This window comes from Dyadobacter sp. CY345 (assembly GCF_021502725.1).
Taxonomy (GTDB): Bacteria; Bacteroidota; Bacteroidia; order Cytophagales; family Spirosomataceae; genus Dyadobacter.
The window spans coordinates 214,118-240,130 of record NZ_JAKFFS010000001.1 but is presented as its reverse complement, the minus strand read 5'-3'; the positions used below and the strand labels follow the sequence as shown (position 1 = coordinate 240,130).

General features: G+C 40.2%; 28 protein-coding genes. 14 read left to right on the top strand and 14 right to left on the bottom strand.

The window, feature by feature from the left end; genetic code table 11:
- Nucleotides 1–2 precede the first annotated feature (2 nt).
- Nucleotides 3–548 (top strand): TlpA disulfide reductase family protein, encoded by a 546-nt coding sequence (locus L0657_RS01095; protein WP_235148480.1) that lies wholly within the window; start codon nt 3–5, stop codon nt 546–548.
- 76 nt (nt 549–624) lie between these two features.
- On the opposite strand, the gene azu is transcribed toward L0657_RS01095, so the two are convergent.
- Both azu and L0657_RS01085 read right to left on the bottom strand, forming a co-directional pair.
- Nucleotides 625–1,119, bottom strand: a complete 495-nt coding sequence (gene azu, locus L0657_RS01090; protein ID WP_235148479.1) for an azurin — start codon at nt 1,117–1,119, stop codon at nt 625–627.
- A gap of 101 nt (nt 1,120–1,220) precedes the next feature.
- Entirely contained in the window at nt 1,221–1,823 is a 603-nt protein-coding gene (locus tag L0657_RS01085) for a hypothetical protein (RefSeq protein WP_235148478.1), read from the bottom strand.
- A gap of 104 nt (nt 1,824–1,927) precedes the next feature.
- Between L0657_RS01085 and sucD the strand changes: the two genes are divergently transcribed.
- From sucD to gldN, 8 genes are all read left to right on the top strand, one after another.
- Nucleotides 1,928–2,806, top strand: coding sequence for a succinate--CoA ligase subunit alpha (gene sucD / locus L0657_RS01080; RefSeq protein WP_235148477.1), 879 nt, complete (start codon nt 1,928–1,930; stop codon nt 2,804–2,806).
- Nucleotides 2,807–2,870: 64 nt separating this feature from the next.
- Nucleotides 2,871–4,052 (top strand): DUF4271 domain-containing protein, encoded by a 1,182-nt coding sequence (locus L0657_RS01075; RefSeq protein WP_235148476.1) that lies wholly within the window; start codon nt 2,871–2,873, stop codon nt 4,050–4,052.
- 42 nt (nt 4,053–4,094) lie between these two features.
- Nucleotides 4,095–4,877 carry a uroporphyrinogen-III synthase gene (locus L0657_RS01070; protein ID WP_235148475.1) on the top strand — a complete coding sequence of 261 codons (783 nt, stop codon included), beginning with the start codon at nt 4,095–4,097 and terminating at the stop codon, nt 4,875–4,877.
- A gap of 135 nt (nt 4,878–5,012) precedes the next feature.
- Complete coding sequence (locus tag L0657_RS01065; protein ID WP_235148474.1) at nt 5,013–5,987, top strand: type IX secretion system membrane protein PorP/SprF; 975 nt, start codon at nt 5,013–5,015, stop codon at nt 5,985–5,987.
- Between the two features lie 368 nt (nt 5,988–6,355).
- Entirely contained in the window at nt 6,356–7,426 is a 1,071-nt protein-coding gene (locus L0657_RS01060) for an SUMF1/EgtB/PvdO family nonheme iron enzyme (protein WP_235148473.1), read from the top strand.
- A gap of 115 nt (nt 7,427–7,541) precedes the next feature.
- Nucleotides 7,542–8,357 (top strand): gliding motility protein GldL, encoded by an 816-nt coding sequence (gene gldL / locus L0657_RS01055; RefSeq protein ID WP_235148472.1) that lies wholly within the window; start codon nt 7,542–7,544, stop codon nt 8,355–8,357.
- A gap of 93 nt (nt 8,358–8,450) precedes the next feature.
- Nucleotides 8,451–10,043, top strand: a complete 1,593-nt coding sequence (gene gldM / locus L0657_RS01050; RefSeq protein WP_235148471.1) for a gliding motility protein GldM — start codon at nt 8,451–8,453, stop codon at nt 10,041–10,043.
- 50 nt (nt 10,044–10,093) lie between these two features.
- Nucleotides 10,094–11,131, top strand: coding sequence for a gliding motility protein GldN (gene gldN, locus L0657_RS01045; protein WP_235148470.1), 1,038 nt, complete (start codon nt 10,094–10,096; stop codon nt 11,129–11,131).
- 234 nt (nt 11,132–11,365) lie between these two features.
- Here gldN and L0657_RS01040 read toward each other — a convergent pair whose 3' ends face one another.
- Both L0657_RS01040 and L0657_RS01035 read right to left on the bottom strand, forming a co-directional pair.
- Nucleotides 11,366–11,968 (bottom strand): hypothetical protein, encoded by a 603-nt coding sequence (locus L0657_RS01040; RefSeq protein WP_235148469.1) that lies wholly within the window; start codon nt 11,966–11,968, stop codon nt 11,366–11,368.
- Between the two features lie 121 nt (nt 11,969–12,089).
- The gene (locus tag L0657_RS01035) at nt 12,090–12,752 is read right to left on the bottom strand and encodes a DUF4230 domain-containing protein (RefSeq protein WP_409014947.1); all 663 of its coding nucleotides are present in this window, start codon (nt 12,750–12,752) and stop codon (nt 12,090–12,092) included.
- Nucleotides 12,753–12,802: 50 nt separating this feature from the next.
- Here L0657_RS01035 and miaA point away from each other — a divergent pair, with 50 nt between their 5' ends.
- Nucleotides 12,803–13,723, top strand: a complete 921-nt coding sequence (gene miaA, locus L0657_RS01030) for a tRNA (adenosine(37)-N6)-dimethylallyltransferase MiaA (protein WP_235148467.1) — start codon at nt 12,803–12,805, stop codon at nt 13,721–13,723.
- A gap of 47 nt (nt 13,724–13,770) precedes the next feature.
- Here miaA and L0657_RS01025 read toward each other — a convergent pair whose 3' ends face one another.
- The 7 genes from L0657_RS01025 to L0657_RS00995 form a co-directional block, all read right to left on the bottom strand.
- Nucleotides 13,771–14,076 carry a rhodanese-like domain-containing protein gene (locus L0657_RS01025; protein WP_235148466.1) on the bottom strand — a complete coding sequence of 102 codons (306 nt, stop codon included), beginning with the start codon at nt 14,074–14,076 and terminating at the stop codon, nt 13,771–13,773.
- A gap of 28 nt (nt 14,077–14,104) precedes the next feature.
- A complete protein-coding gene (locus L0657_RS01020; protein WP_235148465.1) occupies nt 14,105–15,907 on the bottom strand; it encodes a T9SS type A sorting domain-containing protein in 1,803 nt (600 codons plus the stop codon).
- Between the two features lie 46 nt (nt 15,908–15,953).
- Complete coding sequence (locus L0657_RS01015) at nt 15,954–16,751, bottom strand: PASTA domain-containing protein (RefSeq protein WP_235148464.1); 798 nt, start codon at nt 16,749–16,751, stop codon at nt 15,954–15,956.
- A gap of 69 nt (nt 16,752–16,820) precedes the next feature.
- The gene (locus L0657_RS01010) at nt 16,821–17,414 is read right to left on the bottom strand and encodes a riboflavin synthase (protein WP_235148463.1); all 594 of its coding nucleotides are present in this window, start codon (nt 17,412–17,414) and stop codon (nt 16,821–16,823) included.
- A gap of 339 nt (nt 17,415–17,753) precedes the next feature.
- On the bottom strand, nt 17,754–19,211 hold the full coding sequence (locus L0657_RS01005; protein ID WP_235148462.1) for a TlpA disulfide reductase family protein: 1,458 nt from the start codon (nt 19,209–19,211) through the stop codon (nt 17,754–17,756).
- A gap of 130 nt (nt 19,212–19,341) precedes the next feature.
- Entirely contained in the window at nt 19,342–19,512 is a 171-nt protein-coding gene (locus L0657_RS01000) for a hypothetical protein (protein WP_235148461.1), read from the bottom strand.
- 52 nt (nt 19,513–19,564) lie between these two features.
- Nucleotides 19,565–19,936: a hypothetical protein gene (locus L0657_RS00995; protein WP_235148460.1), complete on the bottom strand. Its 372-nt coding sequence runs from the start codon at nt 19,934–19,936 to the stop codon at nt 19,565–19,567.
- Between the two features lie 236 nt (nt 19,937–20,172).
- On the opposite strand from L0657_RS00995, the gene hisB reads away from it, so the two are divergent.
- From hisB to L0657_RS00975, 4 genes are all read left to right on the top strand, one after another.
- A complete protein-coding gene (gene hisB / locus L0657_RS00990; protein ID WP_235148459.1) occupies nt 20,173–21,297 on the top strand; it encodes a bifunctional histidinol-phosphatase/imidazoleglycerol-phosphate dehydratase HisB in 1,125 nt (374 codons plus the stop codon).
- 368 nt (nt 21,298–21,665) lie between these two features.
- Entirely contained in the window at nt 21,666–21,941 is a 276-nt protein-coding gene (locus L0657_RS00985) for a hypothetical protein (RefSeq protein WP_235148458.1), read from the top strand.
- Between the two features lie 129 nt (nt 21,942–22,070).
- Nucleotides 22,071–22,712 carry a carbonate dehydratase gene (can, locus tag L0657_RS00980; RefSeq protein WP_255717724.1) on the top strand — a complete coding sequence of 214 codons (642 nt, stop codon included), beginning with the start codon at nt 22,071–22,073 and terminating at the stop codon, nt 22,710–22,712.
- Nucleotides 22,713–22,757: 45 nt separating this feature from the next.
- Nucleotides 22,758–24,335 carry a SulP family inorganic anion transporter gene (locus L0657_RS00975; protein ID WP_235148457.1) on the top strand — a complete coding sequence of 526 codons (1,578 nt, stop codon included), beginning with the start codon at nt 22,758–22,760 and terminating at the stop codon, nt 24,333–24,335.
- A gap of 71 nt (nt 24,336–24,406) precedes the next feature.
- Here L0657_RS00975 and L0657_RS00970 read toward each other — a convergent pair whose 3' ends face one another.
- Genes L0657_RS00970 through L0657_RS00960 form a run of 3 tightly spaced genes read right to left on the bottom strand, consistent with a single transcriptional unit; the run spans nt 24,407 to nt 25,943 of the window.
- A complete protein-coding gene (locus L0657_RS00970) occupies nt 24,407–24,886 on the bottom strand; it encodes a hypothetical protein (RefSeq protein ID WP_235148456.1) in 480 nt (159 codons plus the stop codon).
- 20 nt (nt 24,887–24,906) lie between these two features.
- Nucleotides 24,907–25,347 carry a hypothetical protein gene (locus L0657_RS00965; RefSeq protein WP_235148455.1) on the bottom strand — a complete coding sequence of 147 codons (441 nt, stop codon included), beginning with the start codon at nt 25,345–25,347 and terminating at the stop codon, nt 24,907–24,909.
- 53 nt (nt 25,348–25,400) lie between these two features.
- The gene (locus L0657_RS00960; protein ID WP_235148454.1) at nt 25,401–25,943 is read right to left on the bottom strand and encodes an RNA polymerase sigma factor; all 543 of its coding nucleotides are present in this window, start codon (nt 25,941–25,943) and stop codon (nt 25,401–25,403) included.
- Nucleotides 25,944–26,013: the final 70 nt, after the last annotated feature.

Sequence of the window (26,013 nt, the reverse complement as noted above, 5' to 3'; positions counted from 1 at the left end):
CCATGGGTAGTATACCAAAAAAAATATTAGTATTTGGATTATCAATATTGGCATTCATCGCTATTTATTTCGCCCTCTTCGCTCCTAAAGATGAGTTGCCATCGGAGACAGGAAATGCCGTTTTAGATAAACAGAACAACACTTCTGTATATTTAACATCACTCACAGATCTGAAAGGGAATCCGGTTTCTATGGATAAAAACAAGCTTGTTTTCCTGAATGTTTGGGCAACCTGGTGCGGACCATGTAATATGGAAATGCCAGGGATTCAAAAGTTATATAACCAATATAAGGATAACGATAAAATTGACTTTTATATCGTTTCCGATGAAGATGCTGAAACGGTAAATCCATTCATAGCGCGCAAAGGATATGAACTTCCATTTTACCAATTTGCAGGACCGTATCCGCCTGCACTGGACGGAAACGCCATTCCACGGACATACATTATCTATAACGGAAAAGTCCTGGCAGAGGAAATCGGAGCATCACAGTGGGATCGTCCGGAGGTAATCGATCTTATTGAAAAACAATTGGCGGAAATTTAAACCAAGACCGCAACGACATAAAAAACGAGGCCCGGAAAAATCCGGGCCTCGTTTTTTTACTATAATATTGTCAAGACTATTCTACAATGAAAGTGCCTTTCATCAATGCATAGTGACCTGGGAAGCTACAGATGTAAGTGTATGTTCCTTTTTTAGGAGCAGTAAACTCAATTGTATCACTTTCCCCGCCACCAACTAATTTAGTATGAGCAATGATGCTGGCTTCCTCCGACTTAGGGATATATTCAGTTTCTCTTGCAGCAGCTGCTTTAGAAGCGAATGAAGCAATGTCTGTACCTGTTTTCAGCAATACGAAGTTGTGACCCATCGCAGCCTTGGCAAGTTTACCAGAGTGAGTTAAAGTAAGCTTTACCTTTTGTCCGGCTTTCACTTTAATTTCCTTCACATCAAACTGCATCGCATCGCTACCTTTGATCACGATAGCTTTTGCCTGCTTAACATCGCGAACTTCTGAAGTACCTAGGGATTTTGCCTGTAACGGGCTTACAGAAACTGCTCCGAAAGCCATAACTGCGGCAAGAAGCAATACGCTGGACTTAATCATTTTCATATTAGGATATGGATAAACTTTATTGTTAAAATTAACTGGTGCAAGTTAGTGTATGGAACAATAAAAAAACAATCCATTAACAATTGTTTGAATATTAAATGTCAAAAAAGGATTTTGTACTGATCTCTGACAGCTTTCCCTACACATACAAGCGCTAAAACGATTATGTAGTGGTTTAAATCCAGCGGATGCATGGGAAGAGGAATGTTTTGTGACTTTGCAGCAATGGCCAGAAGTGTCATTGCGAAAACGACCCACAAAGCACTTTTGTAACGATAAGCAAGTCCGAGACACGAGGTGCAGAGCGTTATGATTATGCAGAAAGGCTGAATGATCAGCGCTACGTACTCCACCTTATAAAAAAGGATGCTGATAAAAAGTGTAAGGCCGATCGAAACGGTATATATCAATACCAGATTACTAATCGGATAACGCATAATTAAACTATATGAGGCGACAACAAGACAAATTGCACCCAAAGTCATCCCGGCTGATTGTGTAATCGAATGCAGGAATTCTAGCTTTTTCCAACCCGCGAAAACAAGCAGTTCTATACCAGCATTAATGGATATACTGAATAAAAAGATGCCCCATAATAACCTGCTGTTTAAAGACTGAGACTTGAAATATTTCAAAAAGACAAATGCAGAAGCTATACTTAAAACCAGATTAGAAAAGATATGGGAATTCGTCAGTATATTCATGGGCAATTTTAAATATTATCGATAAAGCAATTTACAAATTATAGTTTCATTTTGCTACTTCGTCCTTTTCGAGCTACTTTTACCAAAAAAACTGATTTACCAACATGAGCGTTTTAGTTAATAAAAATTCTAAGATTATAGTTCAGGGATTTACGGGTTCTGAGGGTTCTTTTCATGCCCAGCAAATGATCGAGTACGGAACTAATGTAGTTGGCGGTGTGACGCCAGGCAAAGGAGGACTTTTCCACCTTGACAGACCTGTGTTTAATACTGTTGAACAGTCTGTGCGTTCTACAGGCGCCGACGTAGCGATCATTTTCGTACCGCCGGCTTTTGCCGCTGATGCTATTATGGAAGCTGCTGACGCAGGTATTGGCGTAATCGTTTGTATAACTGAAGGTATTCCTACGAAGGATATGATGCAGGCGAAACAATATCTTCAAGGTAAAAATGTTCGTTTGATCGGTCCAAACTGTCCGGGCGTTATTACTGCCGAAGAATGTAAAGTCGGTATCATGCCAGGTTTCATATTCAAAAAAGGAACAGTTGGTATTGTTTCCAAATCCGGAACATTAACGTACGAAGCCGTTGATCAGCTGACACGTGCAGGTCTTGGACAAACAACTGCAATCGGTATTGGCGGTGACCCGATCATCGGAACTACAACCAAAGAAGCTGTTGAATTGCTTATGAATGACCCTGAAACAGAGGCGATTGTGATGATTGGTGAAATCGGTGGAAGCATGGAAGCTGATGCTGCGAATTATATCAAAGCAAGCGGTAACCTAAAACCTGTTGTAGGATTTATTGCTGGTAAAACTGCTCCAAAAGGACGTCGTATGGGCCACGCCGGTGCGATCATTGGTGGAGCTGACGATACTGCTGAGGCAAAAATCCGTATCATGGAAGAATCCGGAATTTTTGTAGCGGAATCTCCTGCATTGATCGGCGAAACTATGCTTATGGCATTAGGAAGAAAGTAATAAGCATATCACAATATAATATTTTTACGAAAGGGCTGGGGAAACCCCGCCCTTTCTTGTAGCAATGAAGTCAATTTTTTCACTGCTTTTTCTGATCGCTCTTTCGGCATTCCTTTTCACCGGCACCGCTGCCCGGGCAGCCGAAAAGGCATTGCCACCCGAACAGTTTTTCCCTGTTTATGATTTTCAGAATGACTGGCTTGTATATAGTAACCAGTATAAAAACTATGTTCCTTTTTCAAAAGGTATTAATGAAGGCACACGATCGGTAAGTTTGTATGTTGATCTGCTTAAAAACCGTAGATATTTTTTACTTGTAAAAGCTGAAAATGAAAGTTATCTCTTTCTCGAAGGCGCCCTTCAGAAAAAACTGGTTAAAGACGAATGGCTTGAATTAAATATCGACAGCCTTTTCCGCATTTATAAAAAAGAAGAGTTATTGCTCTCAGTTTATGGAAACGCGGGTATCGATGACAAAAGCGTTTTAATATGTAATAAAAAACAGCGGGATTATACCGAGACACTCGAAAAGACTGCCTCGACACTAATCAACATAAAGCCAATTAATTTTTCGCCTTTTGGAAATTTTTCTATCCTGGCCATGCTGATCATTCTGATCCTGAATGTTTGGGTTTTCAATCTTAATCCAATGGCTTTTTCAAGGGTAATTAACCCGCTGGAATTTTTCAACAACGATCCCAGAGAGCAGCTTTCAAAATTAAATAAACCATACAGCAACAATGTGATATTTCTTATCATAACAGTATCTATGCTGATGAGTTTTGTGCTGATGTTTTTTTCGCATAATAAAGTAAATCTCTTTTCGGTTTCCACAATTCTGTCAGAAGAAACGAACACAATCCAATATCTGGGAGATTTTTTAATGCTTTCACTGATCTTTTTTTTACTGACTTACGGCAAGTTTATCTTTATGGTTTTAGTGGGGGAAATGCTTAACCTCGATAAACTTGTAGATACCCTGTTCCTAAAAATAATACAATCTTCATACTACTTTTATGTTGCGCTGTTTCTTCTTGTTTTTATGCTAAGCATAGACAATGCAAGATGGCTCATTCCACTACGGCCGTATATACTATTGCCCTTCCTGATTTTTTACGGAATTCGATTCATTACATTATATATAGTTACTAAGCCGCCAACATCATTTATAAATCTCTATTTATTTTCGTACCTTTGCGTCATCGAAATAATCCCGTTGATTATCGGCATAAAGTTCGCTATGTAAGTTTCAGGGATCATTTTGAAATTAAACTAATGAGAATTATACATGAGTGAGACCATCAAATTTGATCAGGATCGGCTCAAAAAGGTTACCAGTATTCTGGTAAGCCAATCAAGGCCGGCCGACGAAAATTCACCCTATTTTGAGATAGCTAAGAAGTATGGTATAAAAGTGGATTTTCGGCCATTTATCCAGATTGACGGAATCTCTTATAAGGATTTCCGGAAGCAAAAGATTAACATCCTGGATCATACGGCAGTGATCTTCACAAGCCGTAATGCGATTGACCATTTCTTCAGAATCTGTGCTGAGGGACGCTTAGAAGTTCCTGCCACGATGAAATATTTCTGTATATCAGAACAGACAGCGAACTATCTGCAGAAGTATATCGTAATCAGAAAACGTAAGATCTTTGCAGGTACGAAAACAGCGGTTGAGCTCATTGAGCTGATCCGTAAACACAAGAAAGAAAAATTCTTGTACCCTTGCTCTGATGTGCGTAAAAATGAAATACCGGAATTTGCTGATATAGAAGAGTTTCAATTCACCGAAGCTACTATGTATCATACAGCTTCTTCAGATCTTTCTGACCTGGAAGACGTTTATTACGATATTATTGCATTTTTTAGTCCTTCGGGAATTAAGTCCTTATTGGATAACTTCCCGGATTTCAAACAGAACGTAACCCGTATCGCTGCTTTCGGCCCCACAACTGCGAAAGCTGTAGAAGACGCAGGTTTAATTCTTGATATTCAAGCGCCTTTGCCTAACGCTCCATCAATGACCGGAGCTCTGGAATTATACATTCGTAAAGCGAATAACATCTAACACATTTTACTCCAAAAAAAGGCCGGGAAAATTTCCCGGCCTTTTTTATTATTATGTCAATTTTTTTCGTGAATATGCGTTATTGAAATAAACCTCTGAAGTACTCAAGTGTTCTTATAAATAAAATCTATACGCATGACCTTAACGTTTATCTACCGTAACATACAATGGTGCTGTTTAGTAGGTATAATATTACTTATATCTCCTGGTGCATTTGCTCAAAAAGATGCCCAGTTCAGTTTATTTTCGTTGAATCAGCTTTATCTTAATCCTGCGGCCGCTGGTTCTGACGGGCTCACCAAATTCAGTCTTACCCACCGCTCTCAATACGCAGGCTATCAGGCTACTAATGAAGATGATGGCGGAGCTCTCTCAACGCAAATGTTTTCATACAGCATGCCGATTAAAAACTTCGGTATAGGATTTTATGCGCTGAATGACAAAAGTGGTCCAAGAAACGATCAGGATTTCAAACTTTCCGCTTCGTATCACTTTCCACTTGCCGGTGGAAATCTGCATATCGGCGCTAGTGCGGGTCTTTTCCGCCAGTCACTTGATTATGGAAAATTACGAGCTCGTGATCCAGATGATCCGTTAATTCAAACAGGTACCGTTTCTGAAATGAATCCCGACTTTGCAGTGGGTGCCCGTTATGTCAGTGACGCCTTTTACGTTGGTGCTTCTTTAAACCATCTATTGGAGCCAAAGTACCAACTTGGCTCAGAAAACGCGACAAATCCATTACCGAAAACAGTTTATTTGAACGCAGGTGTAAATATTGAGGTCGGGTACTTATTGGACGTTCAACCTATTGTTTTGGTCAAGTCAGATATTACTACGGTTTCTGTCGAAGGTGGGGCAACCGTAACATTTAACAAAAGGTATTGGGCGGGTGCAACTTACAGGCAGCAGGATACCTACTTCATTTTAATGGGAGGTATTTATCTATTAGCTGACCAATCTTTACGTTTATCGGGTGCATATGATATGGTCATTGGTGGAAATAAAATAAAATCTCCATCTTCTTTTGAAGTAATGTTATCTTACGCACTTCCTTCTCCGCAATTTGGAAAGAAAACCATTATCAGAACTCCTCGTTTCAGATTTTAGTCCGGGCTATGAATTTTACACCCGTGAGGTGATCAAAATAATATCCAATCAAAAAGCAAAACATTGCAATTTCACGGCGGAATCGCGTTTTAATTTATCATTTTTTTAAAAATACGGTTGGATACATGTCGTTCAGTTTGCAAAACTTTGATTTATATTTGTAAAATTTTAGAGTGTTATACCAACAACCAGCATTCTTACGTTAAGTCGAATAAAACGAATGATGTATCTCAAATCTACTGAAAGCGCTTAGCCTTCATGAATTCATTTGGAATGCCCGTTACTTTTGTTTTTATTTTAAGTATACTATATATTAATCGATTGACGTTTTTAGGCTAACATTTATTCTTTCAAATATCAAAACCACTATGAATGTTAAAGTGATCTATCGGGATGGAGTCAAAAGTTTGCTTTTGATAGCTGCTCTTATGCTGATGCAAAGTTGCGGGTTTATCAAAAATAAATTTGGCAAGGGAGGAAAAGAAGACGTCGGTATTTCGAACGGGGAAATTACGGCGACCGCGCGCAAAGGCTTTAAACAAACAACACCTGCCGGAATGGTGATGATCCCTTCGGGTTCTTTCACAATGGGGCAGGCGGATGAAGATATGGCTGCGTCCATGAATAATATGAACAGACGCGTGACTATCAGTTCTTTCTTTATGGACGATACCGAGATCACAAACAATGAATATCGTCAATTCGTTAACGCACTTCTTGTTGACTCCGTATCCGTTTTGGGGGAAGAAGAAATAATGACTAAGTATTATCCCGATACGACTGCATGGAAAAAAGATTTTGCCTATTCTAACGGAGATCCATTTGTAGAATATTACTATCAGCACCCAGGCTTCGATACTTACCCTGTTGTAGGCGTGAGTTGGTTAGGAGCGCAATACTTCGCTAAATGGCGTACAAACCTTTACCACGACTTCCAGAATAAAGAAGGAATGTTTAACTCTACAGGTTTCCGTCTTCCTAGCGAGGCTGAATGGGAATGGGCAGCGCGTGGTGGTCGTGCAGTAGCGAAATATCCATGGGGTAATCCATACACAATGAACACAAAAGGTTGCTTTTTGGCAAACTTTAAACCACAGCGTGGAAATTATGACGCCGATGGATATCCTTACACTGGTCCTGCAAATGCATATAACCCAAACGACTTTGGCTTGTATAACATGGCCGGAAACGTGGCGGAATGGACGCTTGATGCTTTTACTGATAATGCAACTGCAATTGTTTGGGATATGAACCCAAGATATGATAATCCGGACGAGCCTCGGAAAGTAGTTAAAGGAGGGTCATGGAAAGATGTTGCATACTTCTTACAGACAGGTACACGTACATTTGAGTACGAAACAGAACGCAGAGCATTTATCGGCTTCCGTTGTGTTATGGATAATGTAAATGGCCGTGCTGGTGGACGTGCACGTCGCTAGAAGATCTTACGCAAAGAAATTGCAGCTTTGTATCGCTGTGTTTTCTTTGCGTCATCGTTTTAATAATACAACAATTTTTAATAATCACTATTCACTATAACCGATTTCAATTCGTATGGCTAAGAGTAACGGATCTAGTTTTTTATGGGATAAACTAGTACCAACAATATACAGCGCGGGTGCTGCAGTTGTTATTTTAGGAGCTTTATTTAAAATCCAACACTGGGATGGAGGTAGTGAAATGCTTACGCTGGGTTTGGGAACAGAAGTTGGTATCTTTTTATTATACGCACTACAAACACTAACTCAATCTACTAATCCAGATCCTGATTGGACACGTGTATATCCTGAACTTTCTGATGATTACAATGGTCCGGCGATCACACGCGGAACTACTGCAACAGGAAGCGGCATCACTGCTAAATTGGATAACATGCTTGATAATGCGAAGATCTCTCCTGATGTATTTGACAGCCTTGGTAAAGGATTCAGAAACCTTTCAGACACTGTCGGCAAGATTACAGATTTGACTGACGCAACAGTAGCCACAAATGATTACGCTAAAAACGTAAAATCGGCTTCTCTTGCTATGAATGATATGAACAAGTCTTACGGTGTTGCAATTACAGCGATGTCATCTATGGCTGATGCTACGAAAGATGCGCAGGCATATCGAGACCAGTTTCAGCAGATCACAAAAAACATGGGTGCTTTAAATGCTGTTTATGAACTTGAACTTCAGGACACAACAAAACATCTGAAAGCGATGAATGCGTTCTATGGCAACCTTACTGCTGCTATGGAAAATATGGCTGATGCTACCAAAGAATCACAAGTGTTTAAAAATGAGATGTCAAAACTGACTACAAATATCTCGTCGCTGAACGGAATCTATGGTAACATGTTGACTGCAATGCGCGGAAACGCATAATTTCATCCAGGCAAACTGAGTTGTAAACCCTTAAAGGCACTTCTTGTTTGTTATCTTAACTATTTAATCACTGATAACTGATTACTGAACAATATGGCAGGTGGAAAAGAAACACCCCGTCAGAAGATGATTGGAATGATGTATCTGGTGCTTACGGCAATGCTCGCGTTGCAGGTAAGTTCAGCCATTATAGAAAAATTCATGCTACTGAACAATTCTTTGGAACTTTCTTCCGGAGCAGCCAATAAAATAAACCAGGAAACCGTACTTAAAATTAAGGCAGCTGTTGAAAAAGCAGGAAATCGTGGAGCTGACGTTGCTGTGATGAAACAAGCTGATGAGGTACGGAAGAACTCGGCTAATATTATTAATGAAATAAACAGTCTTAAACAGGAAATTATCACCAATGCTGGTGGAGGATTAAATGAGCAAGGCGGAATCAAGAATCCAGAGGAAGAAGGAAAAGTTGCGGAGTTGATGATCGGTGGACAGAAAAACGGTAAGGCTTATAAATTAAAGCAGAGCCTCGATACCTTCACAGGTCAGCTGAGCCAGTTATCGCCGACAAAATTCCAATCACTTGCTTTGGATGGCAAGGACGATCCGATTACTAAGACAAGTGTTGATCAGAAGAACAAAGACTTTGCTGAGTTAAATTTTGCACAAACTCCTGTCGCTGCTGCCCTTGCTGTATTAAGCCAGAAGCAAACAGACATTCGAAGAATGGAAAGTGAAGTTTTGAGTTATCTGGCCAGCAAAGTTGGTGCAGCTGATATTAAGTTTGACAGAATTCTTGCTATGATCAGTGCTGATGCAAAAACAGTTGTTGCCGGTACTAAATTCAAAGGGGATATGTTTATCGCTGCTTCGGCTAGCGGTATAACGCCTCGTATGAGTTTGAATGGTGGAGGTGTGAAAGTTGAAAATGGTGTTGGTAAAATTGAGTTCACAGCACAGGGCGGTGGATACAATGCTGAAGGTATTGCTCGCCGTGAATTATCCGGATCGATCTCTTTTCCTACCCCATCAGGACGTGACACTACTGTCAATTTGAGACAAGAATATTTTGTAGTAAAACCTACTTATCAAATTGAGACAGGAACTCTACCTCCTTTGTATTTAGGTTGTGCTAACAAGTTAAGTATTCAAAGTCCTGCATTAGGTGCTCTTTGGGCTCCGAGTTTCTCAACCGATGGTGGAGAAATTATTAACAGCGGACAAAAAGGTAAATTTACGATTGTACCAAACAGAGCTCAACTTAACCTGACAGTTAGTAACCAGGGAAATGTTCTTGGAACTGAGCCGTTTCGTGTAAGACTTGTTCCAAAACCAACACTTGAAATTCGTGTAAATGGAGCAGCTTTGGACGAACGTCGTGGAATAGCTGCAAGTGCTGCACGTAGCATCCAGGTTGTAGCGATCGCTGACGAAAGCTTTAAAACTTTCTCTCCGGAAGACGCTCGTTTCCGTGTCTCTTCTATTCAAGTTTCATTAGCAAGAGGATCAAGACGCATTGGAAATCCAATAAGTCTTGGTGGTGGAGGTTCAATTTCGTCACTTGCACAACAAGCTGAACCTGGTGATCGTTATGTGATTGAAGTTTTAAGAGTAGAACGTCAGAATTTCAAGGGTAATGTGAGCGAAGTTGAAATGGGTCAGATAATCAGATCCGTACCGCTTAATTAATAACATACAAATTGCTGATTGGATAAGATAAAATATAAGCAATGAGAAGAATGAACGGAAAAACAATTGCATGGACAATATTATCCCTTACGATGGGATCTTCCATGGTATTTGCACAGGAGAAGGAAGACTCTACCGCTAATCAGTTTTCATCACATCCAATCAGTGATGGTGATGTAATGATGAAGAGAACGTTATGGAGAAGAGTGGATCTTAAAGAGAAACAAAATTCATCCATGTTCTCAAAAAATAATGAGATTACAAGATATCTTTTAGAGGCAGCGAAAGCAGGTCTTATCGATGCCTATACAAACGACTCTTGTACTACTAAATTATCCAGTGATCTGATTCATAAAAAACTGCTTATTCCAAATCAGACAGCGGGTTTGTCTGCCGAAGAAATTGCAGCAGGTTTTGGAAAACCTTCGACGGATGCCAGTGGATGGGATGATAAGCCAAAAGTAGACACTAAAACTACCGAAAAAACAGCAGCGGCTGATGACGGATGGGGAGCACCAACTAAAAAAGCAGCTGTCGAAGATGACGGATGGGGAGCACCTAAACCGAAGAAAAAAGGAACAAAAGGTAAGGCGATAAAAGAAGAACCACCGGTTGTTGCAACTGCACCAGTTGATACTTTCCAGATAGCTGCTACGATGGCGATTGAAGAAGAATTTTTTCCTGATCAGATCAATTTGATGGAAGTGAAGGAAGATTGGACTTTTGACAAAAAACGCTCTCGTTTGTACATGGATATCCAGGCAATCACACTTCTGATTCCTTCAGATATGAACGCTGCAACAGGTCTTGAATTACCAATTGCTTCATTCCGTTATAAAGATGTAGAGCGTCTATTTAGAAGTGATCCTAAAAAATACATCTGGTATAACAATAAGAACACTGCTCAGAATAAAAACCTTGCAGATGCTTTCGATTTGCGTTTGTTTTACGGACGTATTACAAAATACTCCAATGCAGCTGACAAATCATTTATTGACATTTACAAAGGAGATAAAGAAGCACTTATAAAGTCTCTTAACTACGAACAGGAGTTGATGGAACTTGAACACGGGCTTTGGGAATATTAATTCCAGATTTCTTTATAACACGAACGGAGATGCCAGATTGGTATCTCCGTTTTTGTTATAAAGGAACTGTAAATTTCTTATTATAGTCGTTGAATTATCTCGGCGAGAGTTTGTCTTGAAAACTCAATGAATTTATCGGAATTGCTAAATACTAAACATCTAGCTTAACTAATTCAAAAGCAAAAATCCCGATTGTTGAGATCGGGATTCTGTCAATAATGTCTTTCGATAAATCTATTTCTTCCTATATGGGATAGCCTTTTTAGCAAGACTGGCATTCAACCCCAACGCTGAAATTGTCTCTTCGTAACTTTTCCAATTCACATCAGCCGAAAGTCTTGCTCCACTCGAAGCAGGAACCAAAACAATTCTAATATCATCGAAATTTCTCGTAGGCGCTGTATCTGTATCCTCAGACCAACCCGTAGTTAAGATATCCAGGAAAAAAGTTGCCTGATCAACCCCATGAACGAAGGTAAAATTGCTTACAGCATCACCTGTAAATTGAACGATTCCCGGTAAAGGCCACCAGACACCCAAAGATTTACCATAAACCATTACCACAACGCTACTGTCGTAGAAAGCTTCAGCTTCCGCATCAAGCTGATCATCAATTACAAATGACAAATCGCCCTGCGTTCCCGTTCCCGACACAGCACCGGTTGTAAGTACAATTGCGGATGCCCCTGCTCCACCACTACCTGCCGGCCCTGCGGGCCCAGTCGCGCCAGTTTCACCTTTCTCACCCTGCGGCCCAACTGCGCCATCGTCCCCTTTACAACCTGCCAAAAATGCCATAAAGCATACGCATACAACCAATAATAATTTTTTGTACATAAAAGTAAAAGTTTAAGAATGAGTAATAGTTATTAAGAATATGAGAGAATTCAATTAAGTATACGCTGGAAATGATCAAAGTGATGAAACTGACAAGTATTATTTTGCAGGATCATCAATTTCAATCTAATTTTTTATTTAGCGAATCTATCCCGGCATCAATTGGTTTGTAGGCCGTGTATTCATCCAGAAGGTCTTTATTGGCTTCCGGCAACTGCATATCAATTTTCCAGTTCATCGTCGCAGCAAGCTGAAACATCATCAATTGAACCTGATTTGTTGCGATTCGGGGAAGGTCACTTTGCAATGCTTTCTCGTTCATCGTTTGTTTGGCTTCGTTCAGTATGGAAGTATAGTCATCGCTCTGAAATCTATTCAGCCATCCCTGCTCAATGTCGTAAAATTTATAATCGGTATCCATAGAAAGAATTTCCGGTTCCGGGAAAAAGTCGATGATCATTTTCTTTTCACTTCCTTCAATATGGTAACGAAGCTTTCCAAAATCATATCCAACCAGAACTTTCGCTTTTGCTATGATCAATGCTTTCTTCTTATCCTTTATCAAATTCCAGATATTTTTGTCGTGCTGATAATTATAAATTTCCGTGAAGTATCCTTCTGCCATCACAACTTTGAAAACTTTCTCTATTCTTTCTAATAAAACAATTGCTTCTTTTTGCGGCTCAGAGTTTGCCAAATATTTTCGGGACCAAAAATAATAGGCTCCTGCCCCGAGGCTTCCTCCCAGTGTAACAGATAAAATAAAAAAAAGTAGTGTGCTCATTTCCATGATGTGTATTTTTGTGTTTACTAAAATCACATAAAAAGTCCAGAATGCCAAACAGCCAGGCAAAATACCTCATTACCATTGCCGGACCAACGGCAGTAGGGAAAACCGAACTTTCTATTAAGCTCGCCGGGGCACTAGGCACTGAAATTATTTCGGCTGATTCAAGACAAATATTTCGAGAATTATCCATAGGGACCGCCAAGCCAAATGCGGCTGAGTTAGCAGCTGTACCACATCATTTTATCAATTCCCATTCCATTACGGAAACATACAGCGCCGGTGACTTCGAACGGGATGCACTTGGAAAACTTGATGAGCTATTCAGTCATCATGATTGTGTGGTCATGACAGGTGGCTCAGGCTTATATATCAAAGCTGTTTGTGAAGGATTAGATGTCCTGCCTGCGCCTTTGGAAGGTTTACGTGAGACTTTGACAGCTCGTTTAATAAATGAAGGCCTCGAAGTTTTACAGGAAGAAATCAGAGTCATTGATCCTGCTTTTGCCGAAACAAAAGAAATTCATAATCCGCAGCGTGTGGTCAGAGCCCTGGAAGTATTTAAAACGACAGGAGTTCCCATATCTCAGTATCAGCAAAAAAATATCCAGCAACGCCCGTTCAAACAAATTTTGATTGCCCTGGATAGGGATAGAAAAGAACTGTATGACAGGATAGATTTGAGAATGGATAATATGTTAAAGGAAGGTTTGGTCGAAGAAGCTAAAAGTGTAATACAGTTTCGGGATTGCCATGCTCTGCAAACTGTCGGTTATAAAGAAGTGTATGGCTATCTGGATGGGTTATATGACGAAAAAGAAATGGTTCGTCGATTGAAACAAAATTCCAGGAGATATGCAAAAAGACAACTGACCTGGTTCAGACATCAGGGAAATTTCAAATGGTTTCAGCCCAATCAGTTTAACGAACTATTAAACTTTGTACAAACAGAAACCGGGTTAATCTAGATTTTTTGAGAAATCAGATTAACCCGGTTCGACTTAATTTCGATGTATTATGCCTCTTCTTCCAATTCCCTGTAAGCAAGAATTCCACCTAAGACGTTACGAACATTTGTGAAACCTTGTGATTCCAGAAATTTAGCAGCCTTACCACTTCTGGCGCCGGAACGGCAATGGATGATTATTTCAGAATCTTTCAGGGGTTCAAGTTCCGCCACGTGATCCGGCAATTCGGCCAGAGGAATCAAAATGGCGCCAAGATTATCTTCTTCAAATTCGTGTTCTTCACGTACGTCGTAAAAATTCAGTTCTTCACCTTTATCCAGACGTTCTTTCAATTCCTCTACTGTGATATCCATATTTATTGCGTTATGATATTGCTTAAATCTATTTTACTATCAACATTTTTTGCACAAAAGATCGTTTCCCATCGGATGCTTTTATTAAATACATTCCGTCTGGCAGATCATTCACTGTCGCAGACAAGGTCCCACTTTCAGGATGTAAAACGCTGACCAAAGATCCGACGATTGAAAAAATCTCTATTTTTTTTATCTGTTTGTTTTTCCAGTTCAAAACACCTCTGTTAGGATTTGGAAAAAAATAAGCGTCTTTTTCAAATTCTTCTGAGCCGGTTACAACTCCGACTGCTCTCCCACCCATATACGGCCGTAAGATGATGCTGCCCTTTAATCCGGTATCTTTTACCCATTCAGTACCCAAATTAAAAAACACTTCATTCCTTCCTAATAAAGAATTGCGGTCAAATCCTATACTCAAAGGTTCTTCATTTATCTGAAGCCATCCCACATAAAAGGTATCTGCAACCGCGACAGGATTGTCAAATGCATATTGAATCAAACTGTCACGTTCAGCAGCATAACTTGCTGCCACTGCTTTTTGTACAATCAACTGGTCAGGCTTTCCGTTTTTATTACTCCAAACCTGAAGCGTAAATGACTGTCCCGAGATATCCTTATTAAATGGCACAATCGACATACGCACGCCGGCCAAAGTATCCGGTTGCGAAAGTGAAAATCTGACAACTGCACGTGCAAGCCGTTGGTTAATCCGAACACCATATTCTGCACTTCCATCGTCGTATGCATAATAATCGCTCAAATCCGCCCGCGCACTTATCGTATCATTTCGCCGCAGATTCACAGACGGAATAGCTGGATTTTGATCGTCTGTGGTGATAAGATTGAATTTATAACGCAACTTTAATGCCTTTACAGAATTATCCTCGGCGATTTGATTAAGCGCAACCGACTTCACCTGCGTTTGACTTCCTCCTATAAAAACGGAGGCAGAACCATTGTAATTCTGTAATTGTCTACCGGTAAGTTCGTCCTTTACTGTAAATGTAAATGTTGTGAAATTGAAATTGTTGAAGAGATTCAGAATATCAGTCCCAACAGAATCAGCCGTTGCCAGCCTTGGATTTACCCAATATTGCTTCAACGGCATAGAAGTATATTTTTTCAAAAACGGAGTCAGCGGCTTCCGAACTGCGATATCCTTAATAAACCGGTCATTGATCGACCTGCCTTTATTCAAATACAAATAATCCAGATGCCAGGTGTCATAAAAACCGGAAAGCCTGCCATAAGCCCGAAAACGAAACTGGAAATCGGCGTGTAGAAACGCTGGGTTATTGACCGCTATAAATTCCTGTTTGAATAAAGAATCATAAACCATCCCATTTTTTTGCCAAACTGAGATCCACTGTTTGTTCTGATTTAAAAATTCCAGCCGCAAAGTGTCATTCTCATCAGGAAATTCTCCCAGACCTTTAGCCAGCCAGTAAAAACTCAAATAGACAGAATCGCTGGGTGCCAGCCCTGCCAGATTAATTGCAACAGATGTTAAAGTATCAGTATTTCCCTGAGAAAGTTGGTTTGTATAATTGTATGGAACACCGCTGGCATTCAGTCCGTCAAAAGTTGCCATATTGACGGAAGGCTGCGTTGTCGCGAGGGTATTGTTTATATAAACACCGCTTCCCTGCATCCAAAAAGCAGGATCTGGCTGAGACGAAGCGGTCGTCGAAAAATCGTCAAAAAAAGGCAAATTGACAGCCTGAATCCTCCCTGATTTCTGCGATGCAGATTCTGCATGAGGACTTGCTCCGATCGGAACAAGTTTCAACTGGCCGTGCACAAGATTGTACTGAATCGAGGTCAGCATCAAAAATGTGATGATACAAAATTTAAAAGTCTTTACGAATAGTGTTCTATAGTTGTGTGTCTTCTCCATTTGTGGCATTTGGTTCCGCCCCTGCCGGGATTACCCAGAGGTCAATTACATCGCCGATTCGAACTTTGCCGCCTCCCTCAGGATTTTGTTTTGCTACCGTACCGGGAATCTGGCCTTCTTCCGCCGCTATTTCCATAACCTGGCCAACTTTCAATCCTGCTCCAACGATCTGGACTTTGGCCTCATCCAGTGGCATTCCGATAACAGAAGGCAATTCAAACTGTGCAGATCCCAAACCTTCTCCTAATTCAAGATCAATTTTCGATCCTTTGGCAATTGGCTGGCCCGGCAAAATTTCAACGCCCTTATACATTTGTCTCAAAACCGCATTTTGCGCCATATCCGGCACATAAGAAATTGTTCCTTCTTCAAGACCTAAACTTTTCAGCTGCATTTGCGCACTTCTATGCGTCATGTCTGTGAGTTTTGGCATTTTTATAAGCGGAGCTGTTAATGCAACAACCGTGATATAAATCTTTCTTCCCTCCTTAACTTTTGCGCCCGGTTTTGGATATTGTTGAATAACAGTCAAAGGCGGAATGTTGGCAACATAAGTGGAATCTACCTCATAACGAAGGTCACGGCTGTCAAGAAATTCTTCAATTTCGCTCAGATTTTTTTTACGCAGGTCAGGAACGGTGATTGCTTCCCCGTGATTAGTCGTGAATGGTAAATAAATAAAGAAAAAGCCTAGAAAAAATACCAGTATGAGTGATACTACAATGCCTATATGTATAAAAAGATCCTTGCGGGATTGTGTGCTAATTTTTGCCATGGAAAAACATGATGCGGTAATTTTCTAAAAACGGTAAAAATAGAAGGAATATTTCAAGATGCAAATATCCTAGACGGTATATGAACCAAGAATTCTCTTGATATATTTTCCAAGAATATCAAATTCAAGATTAACGGTGTCTCCTTCCTGCAATTGGTGAAAATTGGTAAAAGAATAGGTGTATGGAATAATGGCAACCCGGAATGAATTAGTCTCCGAATTAAAAACAGTCAAACTAACGCCATTGATGCAGATGGATCCCTTTTCCACCGTCATATTACCCAGCGAAGCATCGTATTCAAAATCAAACAACCAGCTTCCGTCACGCTCCTCGACACGCTTGCAAATGGCAGTCTGGTCCACATGGCCCTGGACTATATGTCCGTCAAAACGACCGTTTGCCGACATACATCTTTCAAGATTTGCCTTACTTCCCTCTTTTAACTGACCCAGATTTGTCTTATTTAAAGTCTCTTCAATAGCAGTTACCTGGTAAGTATCTTCTTTAATTGACACAACCGTTAGACAAACGCCATTATGGCTCAGGCTCTGATCAATTTTTAATTCAGGAGTCAAACTTGAACGTAAAGTGAAGGTTTTGTTAGTGCCTTCCGTTTCAACTTTTAGAACCTCTCCTATGGTTTCAACAATTCCTGTAAACATTCTGCAAAAATGAATTAATTTTTAACGTAAATGTACAACTTCTTGGAGACCTTTTTGAGGTAGACTTGGTGATTGGTATTATTTAGTTGGTGTGAATCTCTCAATTTGGTGTTGTTGGGTTTCACGTCAGCAAAGCTGCGGTGGAAGGTTAGAGGTAAAACGGACAAGAACAGTCGCTTGACTAGGTACTTTGAATCAACAGCTCAAAGCTACTGTCCAGATAAGACCGTCGATCCATTTCGTTCTTTGATACTTAAAGAATGCTAAACTTATGTTTCAAGACTTACCTCCTCTGCGCGAGGCGGAATTGTGATTGTCGCTAGGCAACGGCTCGTACCACTATCTCTTTGCAAAACTGCTTGCTGCCAACGCCTTCTTCAGATCATCCGTGGCATTGCTTTCAGACGGGTGGGCAGCGTGCGCAGCTATCATCCGGCCACGTTCGTCTATTAGCAGGTAGCGCGGAATGCCCCAGACGTGGTACAGGTTCCAAATGGATTCAGGCTTATCGTTTCCATTAAGCATATGCAGCCCAGCGGGCACTTTGCCGCTAGCCACCATTTTCTTCCAGGCGAGGGTATCGCGGTCTACCGACACGTACAGGAATACGATCTCGTCGTTGCCTTTAAACTCTGCCTGGATCTTTTTAGAATCTGAAAACGCGCCTATGCAAGGCCCGCACCAGGTTGCCCAAATATCTACATACACAACTTTACCCCGCAAATCCGACAGCGCCAGTTGCTCTCCATCCGGAGTAGTGCCCGAGAAATTTGGGGCTGGCTGGCCAGGGCCTATTTTTTCCCAGCGGGCAATATCTTCGCGAATCACACTTTTATAATCCTTTGATGTAACTTCCTTTTCAAGTGCTTCCGCAAGCTTATGCAGGTTCGGCGTAAGACCATTCAACCCGATTTGGACATTGGTACTTTTTACCCTGAGAAAATCTTCTATGGACTTCGGATAGTGGCTAGCTTTAATTTTGTTATCTGCCAGTTGGGGGAAAATAGCTTCCAGTGTATCGCCGTCTACTTCATTATTTTCATCATAAATAGCATTACTGATTTTTTCACGATAAAAATTGCTTCCAATGAATTCGTAGTCGTACACACCGGCCTTTAGCGCTATTGTATCAACCGGAAACTTTTGGACTACTTCCCAAACCGAAAGTGGAATTTCTGCGGAGTCTTTTCCGACAGCGAAATTATATTGGTAAAAAATCACATGCATATCGAAATAACGCTTCATTAGGTCCAACTTTTCCTTGGCAACTTCCGGATTGGTTTTCAGTTTGCCTAATAATTGACCATAACTTCTTTCCAATGAATCTTTTGCATTCAAAAATTCATTCCCTGCAAGCTGAAAAGAATAAATACCATTCCATTTATCAAAAGCGGACCTCAATTCCAGCGCCTCATAATAAACCTGGTTGACTGCTGCCCCATCTCCCTCAAAACGTAAGGGGAATTTTGCACCAGGTTCGGCAGACACAATCTGAAACTCATCCCCAGGCGAAATCAAAAAGCCTGCCGCCATGTTTTCTCCGTTGTTAAAATAGCAAAAGACAGACTCCTTTATAGCCACTTCTGCAAAACCTTTTCCTACACTATCCAACCGGATTTTCGCCAGTTCGACACCTGCGAAACTTATCATGTTCGTTCTTTCAATTACAATGGTATCCCCAGCCGCCTTCGGAATATTAATTGATATTTTAACTGATTCCTTAGACTTCTTTTCACAGCCTGCTGTGCCGATCAGTAATGTCGAAAGAAGCAATACCAGATAAAGGTAATTGTGCATTTGATTCCAGTTTTATAAATAAAAGTCGCTTATATGAGTTTACGCTTATAAAATGTATTCTGTGGAGACAAAGACTTTTTCTTTTAAAAATTGAAATATTTTAACTTTACATGTCTCCCCATACGGAACGTCAGCACATATCAACCCGGAGTTCAATTGCGACATATTTATCAATTTCCCCACATCCCCCTTCTATTCTTGATACGGTTGCTATCTGGAACGCAACCGGGAGAATTGCGCTCTCCTTATCCAAAACAAGAACTTCCGCAAAACAGCCTTTCCCCTTTATTCTATGTTTCATCAACTAACGTAAATTAGATTTGAAACACAGGATCTTTTTCAAATATCTAAACTCAATTATTCTTAATGATAGATGTGATCTGAATCCAACCTCCCGGAGACATTAATACATACTGGCCATCAAGATTACTCGGGCATCTGTTTTTCATATTTCCCGAAATGATGTAATTCCACTTTTTCTCATCTGTGCTGACCTCCCAGGCACTATCTACATCACAAGCCAATCCATAAGTTAAATTTCCATTTGTATCTGTTTTATTAATAACGAAATATCCATTGCCTGAATGTCTGGCTTGTAGGTTTTCAATTGTTAGGTATACTGACCCATCACACCCACAGTCCGGTTCAATTTTTTCCTTCTTACAAGAAGATGAAAAAACAAAGAGCAAAATAAAGAAAAATAGAGCCTGGACGATAAAATGCATAACATGATGTGGTTTTATGATTCATGTACATGACACCTAAATGTAAAAATAGTTGTAAATAATATAGCATTTTTTTGATGATAGCTTCGATTAAAGCGGAAATTGCTCTGGGAACACATTAGTGTTTCTTTTAATTTAACCACTAGTTTACGAACTTCGTGGCGGATAACAGGCAGCGGCCTTTTTCCTTTACCCCAATTTGTATCAAATCGTTTGAGCCATAGTATCCTATTTTAATGAAAAAAGTATTATTTATTGATCGCGACGGAACGATTATCGTCGAGCCACCAACAGATTTCCAGGTTGATTCTCTTGAAAAACTGGAATTTTTACCCAAAGCCATTTCCAATCTTCGAAAAATAGCGGAAGAGACAGATTATGAACTGGTTATGGTTACGAACCAGGATGGACTTGGAACAAGTTCTTTTCCTGAAGATACCTTTTGGCCGGCGCAAAATAAAATGCTTCAAACGTTAAAAGGAGAAAATATCGAGTTTACAGCGGTACATGTTGACAGAAGTTTCCCGGAAGACAACCTACCTACCAGAAAGCCGGGAGTTGGTATGCTGTCTTCTTATTTCTCAGAAGAATATGATCTGGCGAATAGTTACGTGATCGGAGATCGGCTTACGGATGTTCAACTGGCGGTAAATTTGGGTTCGAAAGCGATATTTATTGGTTCGGAGCTAGCGCAGGACGGCGTTTCACAAGAAATGAAATCGGCAGTTTCGTTCGTTTCGACGGATTGGGACGCTATATATGAACACCTGAAATTGCCGGCAAGAACGGCTTCTGTGCAAAGAAATACCAAAGAAACGCAGATAAGCATTGAACTGAACCTTGACGGAAGCGGAAGATCTGAAATCCATACAGGACTAGGATTTTTTGACCACATGCTTGACCAATTGGCAAGACATTCGGGCGCGGACCTGACCATTCATGTGGAAGGCGATCTTCATATTGATGAACATCATACGATCGAAGATACAGCACTGGCTTTGGGTGAAGCTTATAGAATTGCTATCGGAGACAAGCGTGGTATCAGTCGATACGGATTTTTATTGCCGATGGATGAAGCTTTGGCACAGGTTGCAATTGATTTCTCTGGTCGCCCGTGGATAGTTTGGGATGCAGAATTCAAAAGAGAAAAAATTGGTGAAATGCCGACGGAAATGTTTTTCCACTTTTTTAAATCATTTTCTGATACTTCGTTATCAAACCTGAATATCAAAGTTGAAGGCCAAAACGAGCATCATAAAATCGAATCCATATTTAAAGGTTTCGCCAAAGCAATTAAAATGGCCGTTCGCCGTGACCTGAAAGCGTTGGATTTTATGCCTTCAACCAAAGGCGTTTTATAATTTTTTATGTATCGAGGTCAGGCATCTGCTTTTTTTCTTTAATTTTGTTCATATTCAATTACGCTTAATCAGATATTATTATGTTCATGACGATTGTAATGATAGTTTTTTATGTGGTTCTGTTGGGTTCAGCCTTTTTGGTTGGCCGCTGGTTAGAGAATCACGAAAAAAGCTATAAGCCTTGATATAAGGGGAGTTATTTTAACTCCCTTTTTTATTTGCAAAATTTAAACCATTATTGTAAAAAATATCAATTCTATTCATTTAGTATACCAATAAAGCCCTCTGAACGTTTTAGCGGTAAAACTCTGTTTCTGTCACAAATCATAATTATTTCCAAAGCTTTGTTTAAAACACTTTGTCTAATATTGCTCACGACCTTCCTCATCTGTAAAGCCACAGATGTTGCAAGCCTTCTGTTGGCAAAAGAAAAGGCACAAGTTGTTTGCGATTCTGGCACTTGTGATAACGAAAATACTGAGGAAGCTGAAAAAATGATTGACGATCAGTTATTTTCTGATGATCATTTTTCTTTACATCATGCTACGGCCGCAGTTGTCCTAAATACTGCTTTTTCGTACACCGTCGGTTTCGAAAATGAGATTTACAGAAATCTCCTATCTCCCCCACCCGAATTAGTCTAAGTTTCTTATCGAATTAGTGCACTGACATTATTTAATGTCAGTAAGGTTTATGCCTGCTCCTCTGGATCGGCATCGGTCTACTTTTTCAGCTATATGCTGTTTTTTTCAACGATAATTAATTAGACAATCATGAATTCATATAATCAGCTTTTCGACAACAACAAAAAATGGGTGGAGCAAACAAAAAAACGCAGCCCTGAATTCTTTGACAACCTTGCAGCGGGCCAGTCACCACAGTTTTTATGGATCGGTTGTTCCGACAGCCGTGTTCCGGCAAATGAAATTACTGGAACATTCCCGGGAGATATATTCGTACATAGAAACATTGCCAATATGGTCATCCACACGGACATAAGCATGTTGAGTGTTCTGGATTACGCTGTAAATGTTTTAAATGTGAAACACATTATTGTTTGTGGCCATTATGGCTGTGGAGGAGTTAATGCGGCAATGGGACACAAACAGGTTGGTTTGATAGACAATTGGCTGCGTCATATCAAAGACGTATATCGTCTGCATAAAGATGAATTGAACGCTATTGAAGATACAAGTAAAAGAGGCGACCGCCTGGTTGAATTGAATGTTCAGGAGCAGGTTTATGGCTTAACAAAAACGTCGATCGTCCAAAATGCCTGGGCCAATGGAAAATCACTTCAGGTGCATGGAATTGTATATAGTGTTAAGGATGGCGTTCTGACAGATCTTGGCCTGACAATCGAGAATAACGAAGACATCGAAGATGTGTATCGGATGGAAACTGCTGTTATATAATTTAAAGCTCTTAAATAACCGTTTTTTATTCTTCGAACAATCCCTATGTCAGCTAATAAGAATAGTCTGTTTTCAAACCTTAAATACGATTTCCCGGCAGGATTGGTCGTATATCTGGTAGCTTTGCCGCTTTGTCTGGGTGTTGCGCTTGCATCAACCGGACGACCTGATCTTTTATTTTCCGGGATAATTTCCGGGGTCATTGGCGGCATTGTAATCGGACTTCTAAGTGGTTCCGCGCTTGGAGTTTCTGGCCCTGCTGCCGGACTCGTGGTTATCGTTTTGACTGCGATTGAAACACTTGGAAGTTTTGAAGCCTTTTTACTTGCCGTTGTCATAGCCGGCGCCATACAACTTATTGCAGGATTTTTAAACGCGGGGATTATTGGTTATTATTTCCCTTCCTCTGTCATTAAAGGAATGCTTGCTGCCATTGGTATCACGCTTATTTTAAAGGAAATACCACATGCGTTCGGTTATGATGCGGACTTTATGGGCGACGAAGCTTTCAGTCAGAAAGATGGACAAAATACTTTTACGGAAGTGTATAATGCTATCCGTTATAGCAGTACAGGCGCCATCATTATTTCGGCCATTTCACTTGGACTACTCCTTCTGTTTGACAAACCTTTCGTAAAAAGAATTGAGCTTTTCAAGTTTTTACCTGGTGCTCTTTTCGTTGTTCTGATTGGAATTGCTTTAAATTTGGTGTTCATCAATTTTTTCCCTTCGATTGCATTGAGTGGAGAACATCTGGTGCAGCTTCCGGTGGCATCAAGCGCTTCCGAATTCATTAGCTTTTTCAAACATCCGGATTTTAGTGCATTCACAAACGTTAATGTCTATACAGTGGCATTTACTCTGGCTATCGTAGCTAGTCTTGAAACTCTGCTTTCGGTGGAGGCAACTGATAAGCTTGATCCGTATAAAAGGAATACACCTACAAACCGTGAATTGAAAGCGCAGGGAATCGGTAATATGATTTCGGGTCTTTTGGGCGGCTTGCCGGTAACTCAGGTAATTGTTCGTAGTTCTGCAAATATTGAATCAGGGGCCAGGACAAAAATGGGAACCGTAACACATGGTTCCATCTTGCTTCTTTCTGCCATTTTTATACCAACTTATCTGAATTATATACCGCTTGCGTCTTTGGCAGCGATTCTATTGGTTGTGGGCTATAAATTGTCAAAATTGCAGCTCTACAGGGGAATGTATAATTTAGGAAAAGAGCAGTTTATTCCGTTTATCGTGACGATTATCGCCATTTTAAGTACTGACCTGTTGAAAGGAATAGCTGTTGGTATGGTCATTGCGATATACTTCATTCTGAGAAAGAATTACAAACATTCTTATCACTATAAGAAAGAAGAATACAAAGATGGCGACGTCATCACGCTTGTTTTGTCGGAGGAGGTAACATTTCTGAATAAAGGAAGTATAGGGCATACGCTGGACAATCTTCCGGAAAACTCAAAGGTGATTATTGATGGATCCAAGTCGATGAATATAGACTACGACGTTCTGGAAATTATTCAGGAATTCAGGAAACACGCAGCTCCTGCGAAAAACATAACAGTGGAAACCAGAGGTATCGAGTCCGTATCATCAGTTGGCGGACACTAAGTCCGGGACCTCTTAAAAAAATGAACCCCGCAAAAGAATCATCGATTGCGGGGATCATTTTTTAACAAGTTTTATTCGTTTGGCTTTTGCTCTTTCCTTTGTTTCAGTCGCTGGATAAGCATATCGTTAAAAGTCCGTTCTGCTTTATACAACTCTATTACCTGGCTCGCGGAAATAACTTTCAGGAATTTATTTTGATATTCCTTTTCAAGATCCAGCTCTTTTTGTTTCAGATCTTGCACTTCTTTCAAATTATTCAATACCTGATCATCCGTTTTGCCCTCTGCTTTCTTATCATTGATAATTTTGCGTTGCGCACGGTGAATATCCTTTCTTTTCTGAGAATACTCATTATAGACCGGCCAAAAGCCTGTTGCCTGCTCGGGAGATAAGTTAAGCCTGTTGGTTATAATCGCAATTTTAGCATCCTGTATTTTCTGCATTTCCTCACCTGACGGACGTTGGGCCCAAGCCGAAGCTGATGAGAAAAGCGTACACAGCAACATCAAACTAAATATCTTAACGTTGGTCTTTTTTTGTAATGGATTCATTTCTGTTAGGTCATTAAATGTCAAATTTGTTCGGAGGCTGAACCTGATTCCAGGATTTGCTCACGGATAAGATCCTCATCCAGTCCATCCAGATAATACATGACGGTCGAATCTGTATCGAAAGCCTTCTGCACAACCTGATGTTCACTTAAATCATAATAGCTGATATCCTGATCTTCCAGATATGTTACTATCGAGGCATCACTGATTGAACTAAGTGGCTCCTGCCCCAAAGAACCTTGGCGTTCAGGAAAAGTAATCCACACCATCACCAGTAAAAAACTCATCGCAGCCACTAAACCAGCCGACCTTCGCCAGCTCCATTGAATAAATGACTCACGGACAACTTCATTAGGAATTCTTGACTGAATGATTTGGGGTAAATTTTCAAAATAGCCATCTGGTACTACAAAAGGCGTTTCCTTTTTTAGATCATCTAACCGTATGTGCTTTTTGTCCATGACTGCGTGTTTCTTTGTCTTACTAATCTTTGACTTAATGACTTACAAATGGTTTAATCTGTTTCGTTTAAAAAGTCTTCTATTTTTTTCACGGCCCAATGATACGAAGCTTTCAACGCTCCTACCGATGTGCCCGTGATCTCGGATATCTCTTCATATGGCAACTCTTCGTAGTACTTTAAATTAAATACAAGTCGCTGTTTCTCAGGCAATTTCAGTAGAGCTTTTTGTAATTTAAGCTGAATTACGTCTCCACTGATCAATGGATCGGCTTCAAGTTTTTCGCTTAATTCATTTTCAACATCATAAATTGGCACAAAAAACCGTTTCCGTTTTTTATTTAAAAAGTTAATCGATTCATTACTTGCGATGCGGTAAAGCCAGGTGTAAAACTTGGAATCACCTCTAAAATTTTCAAGCGCTGTCCATGCTTTGATAAACACATCCTGTGTGATATCATTAGCATCGTCATGGTCTACCACCATTTTACGAACCAGCCAATAGACCTTTTGCTGATACTTGCGCACCAGTTGGTTGAAAGCGTTTCTCCGCGTTTCGGGATTTTGGAATAATGCTAATAATTCTTCGTCAGACATTTATACTCAGTCCTAGTCTGATTGTTTGATAAAAGGCTGAATCTAAAACGATCTTTACCTTTTCTAAATA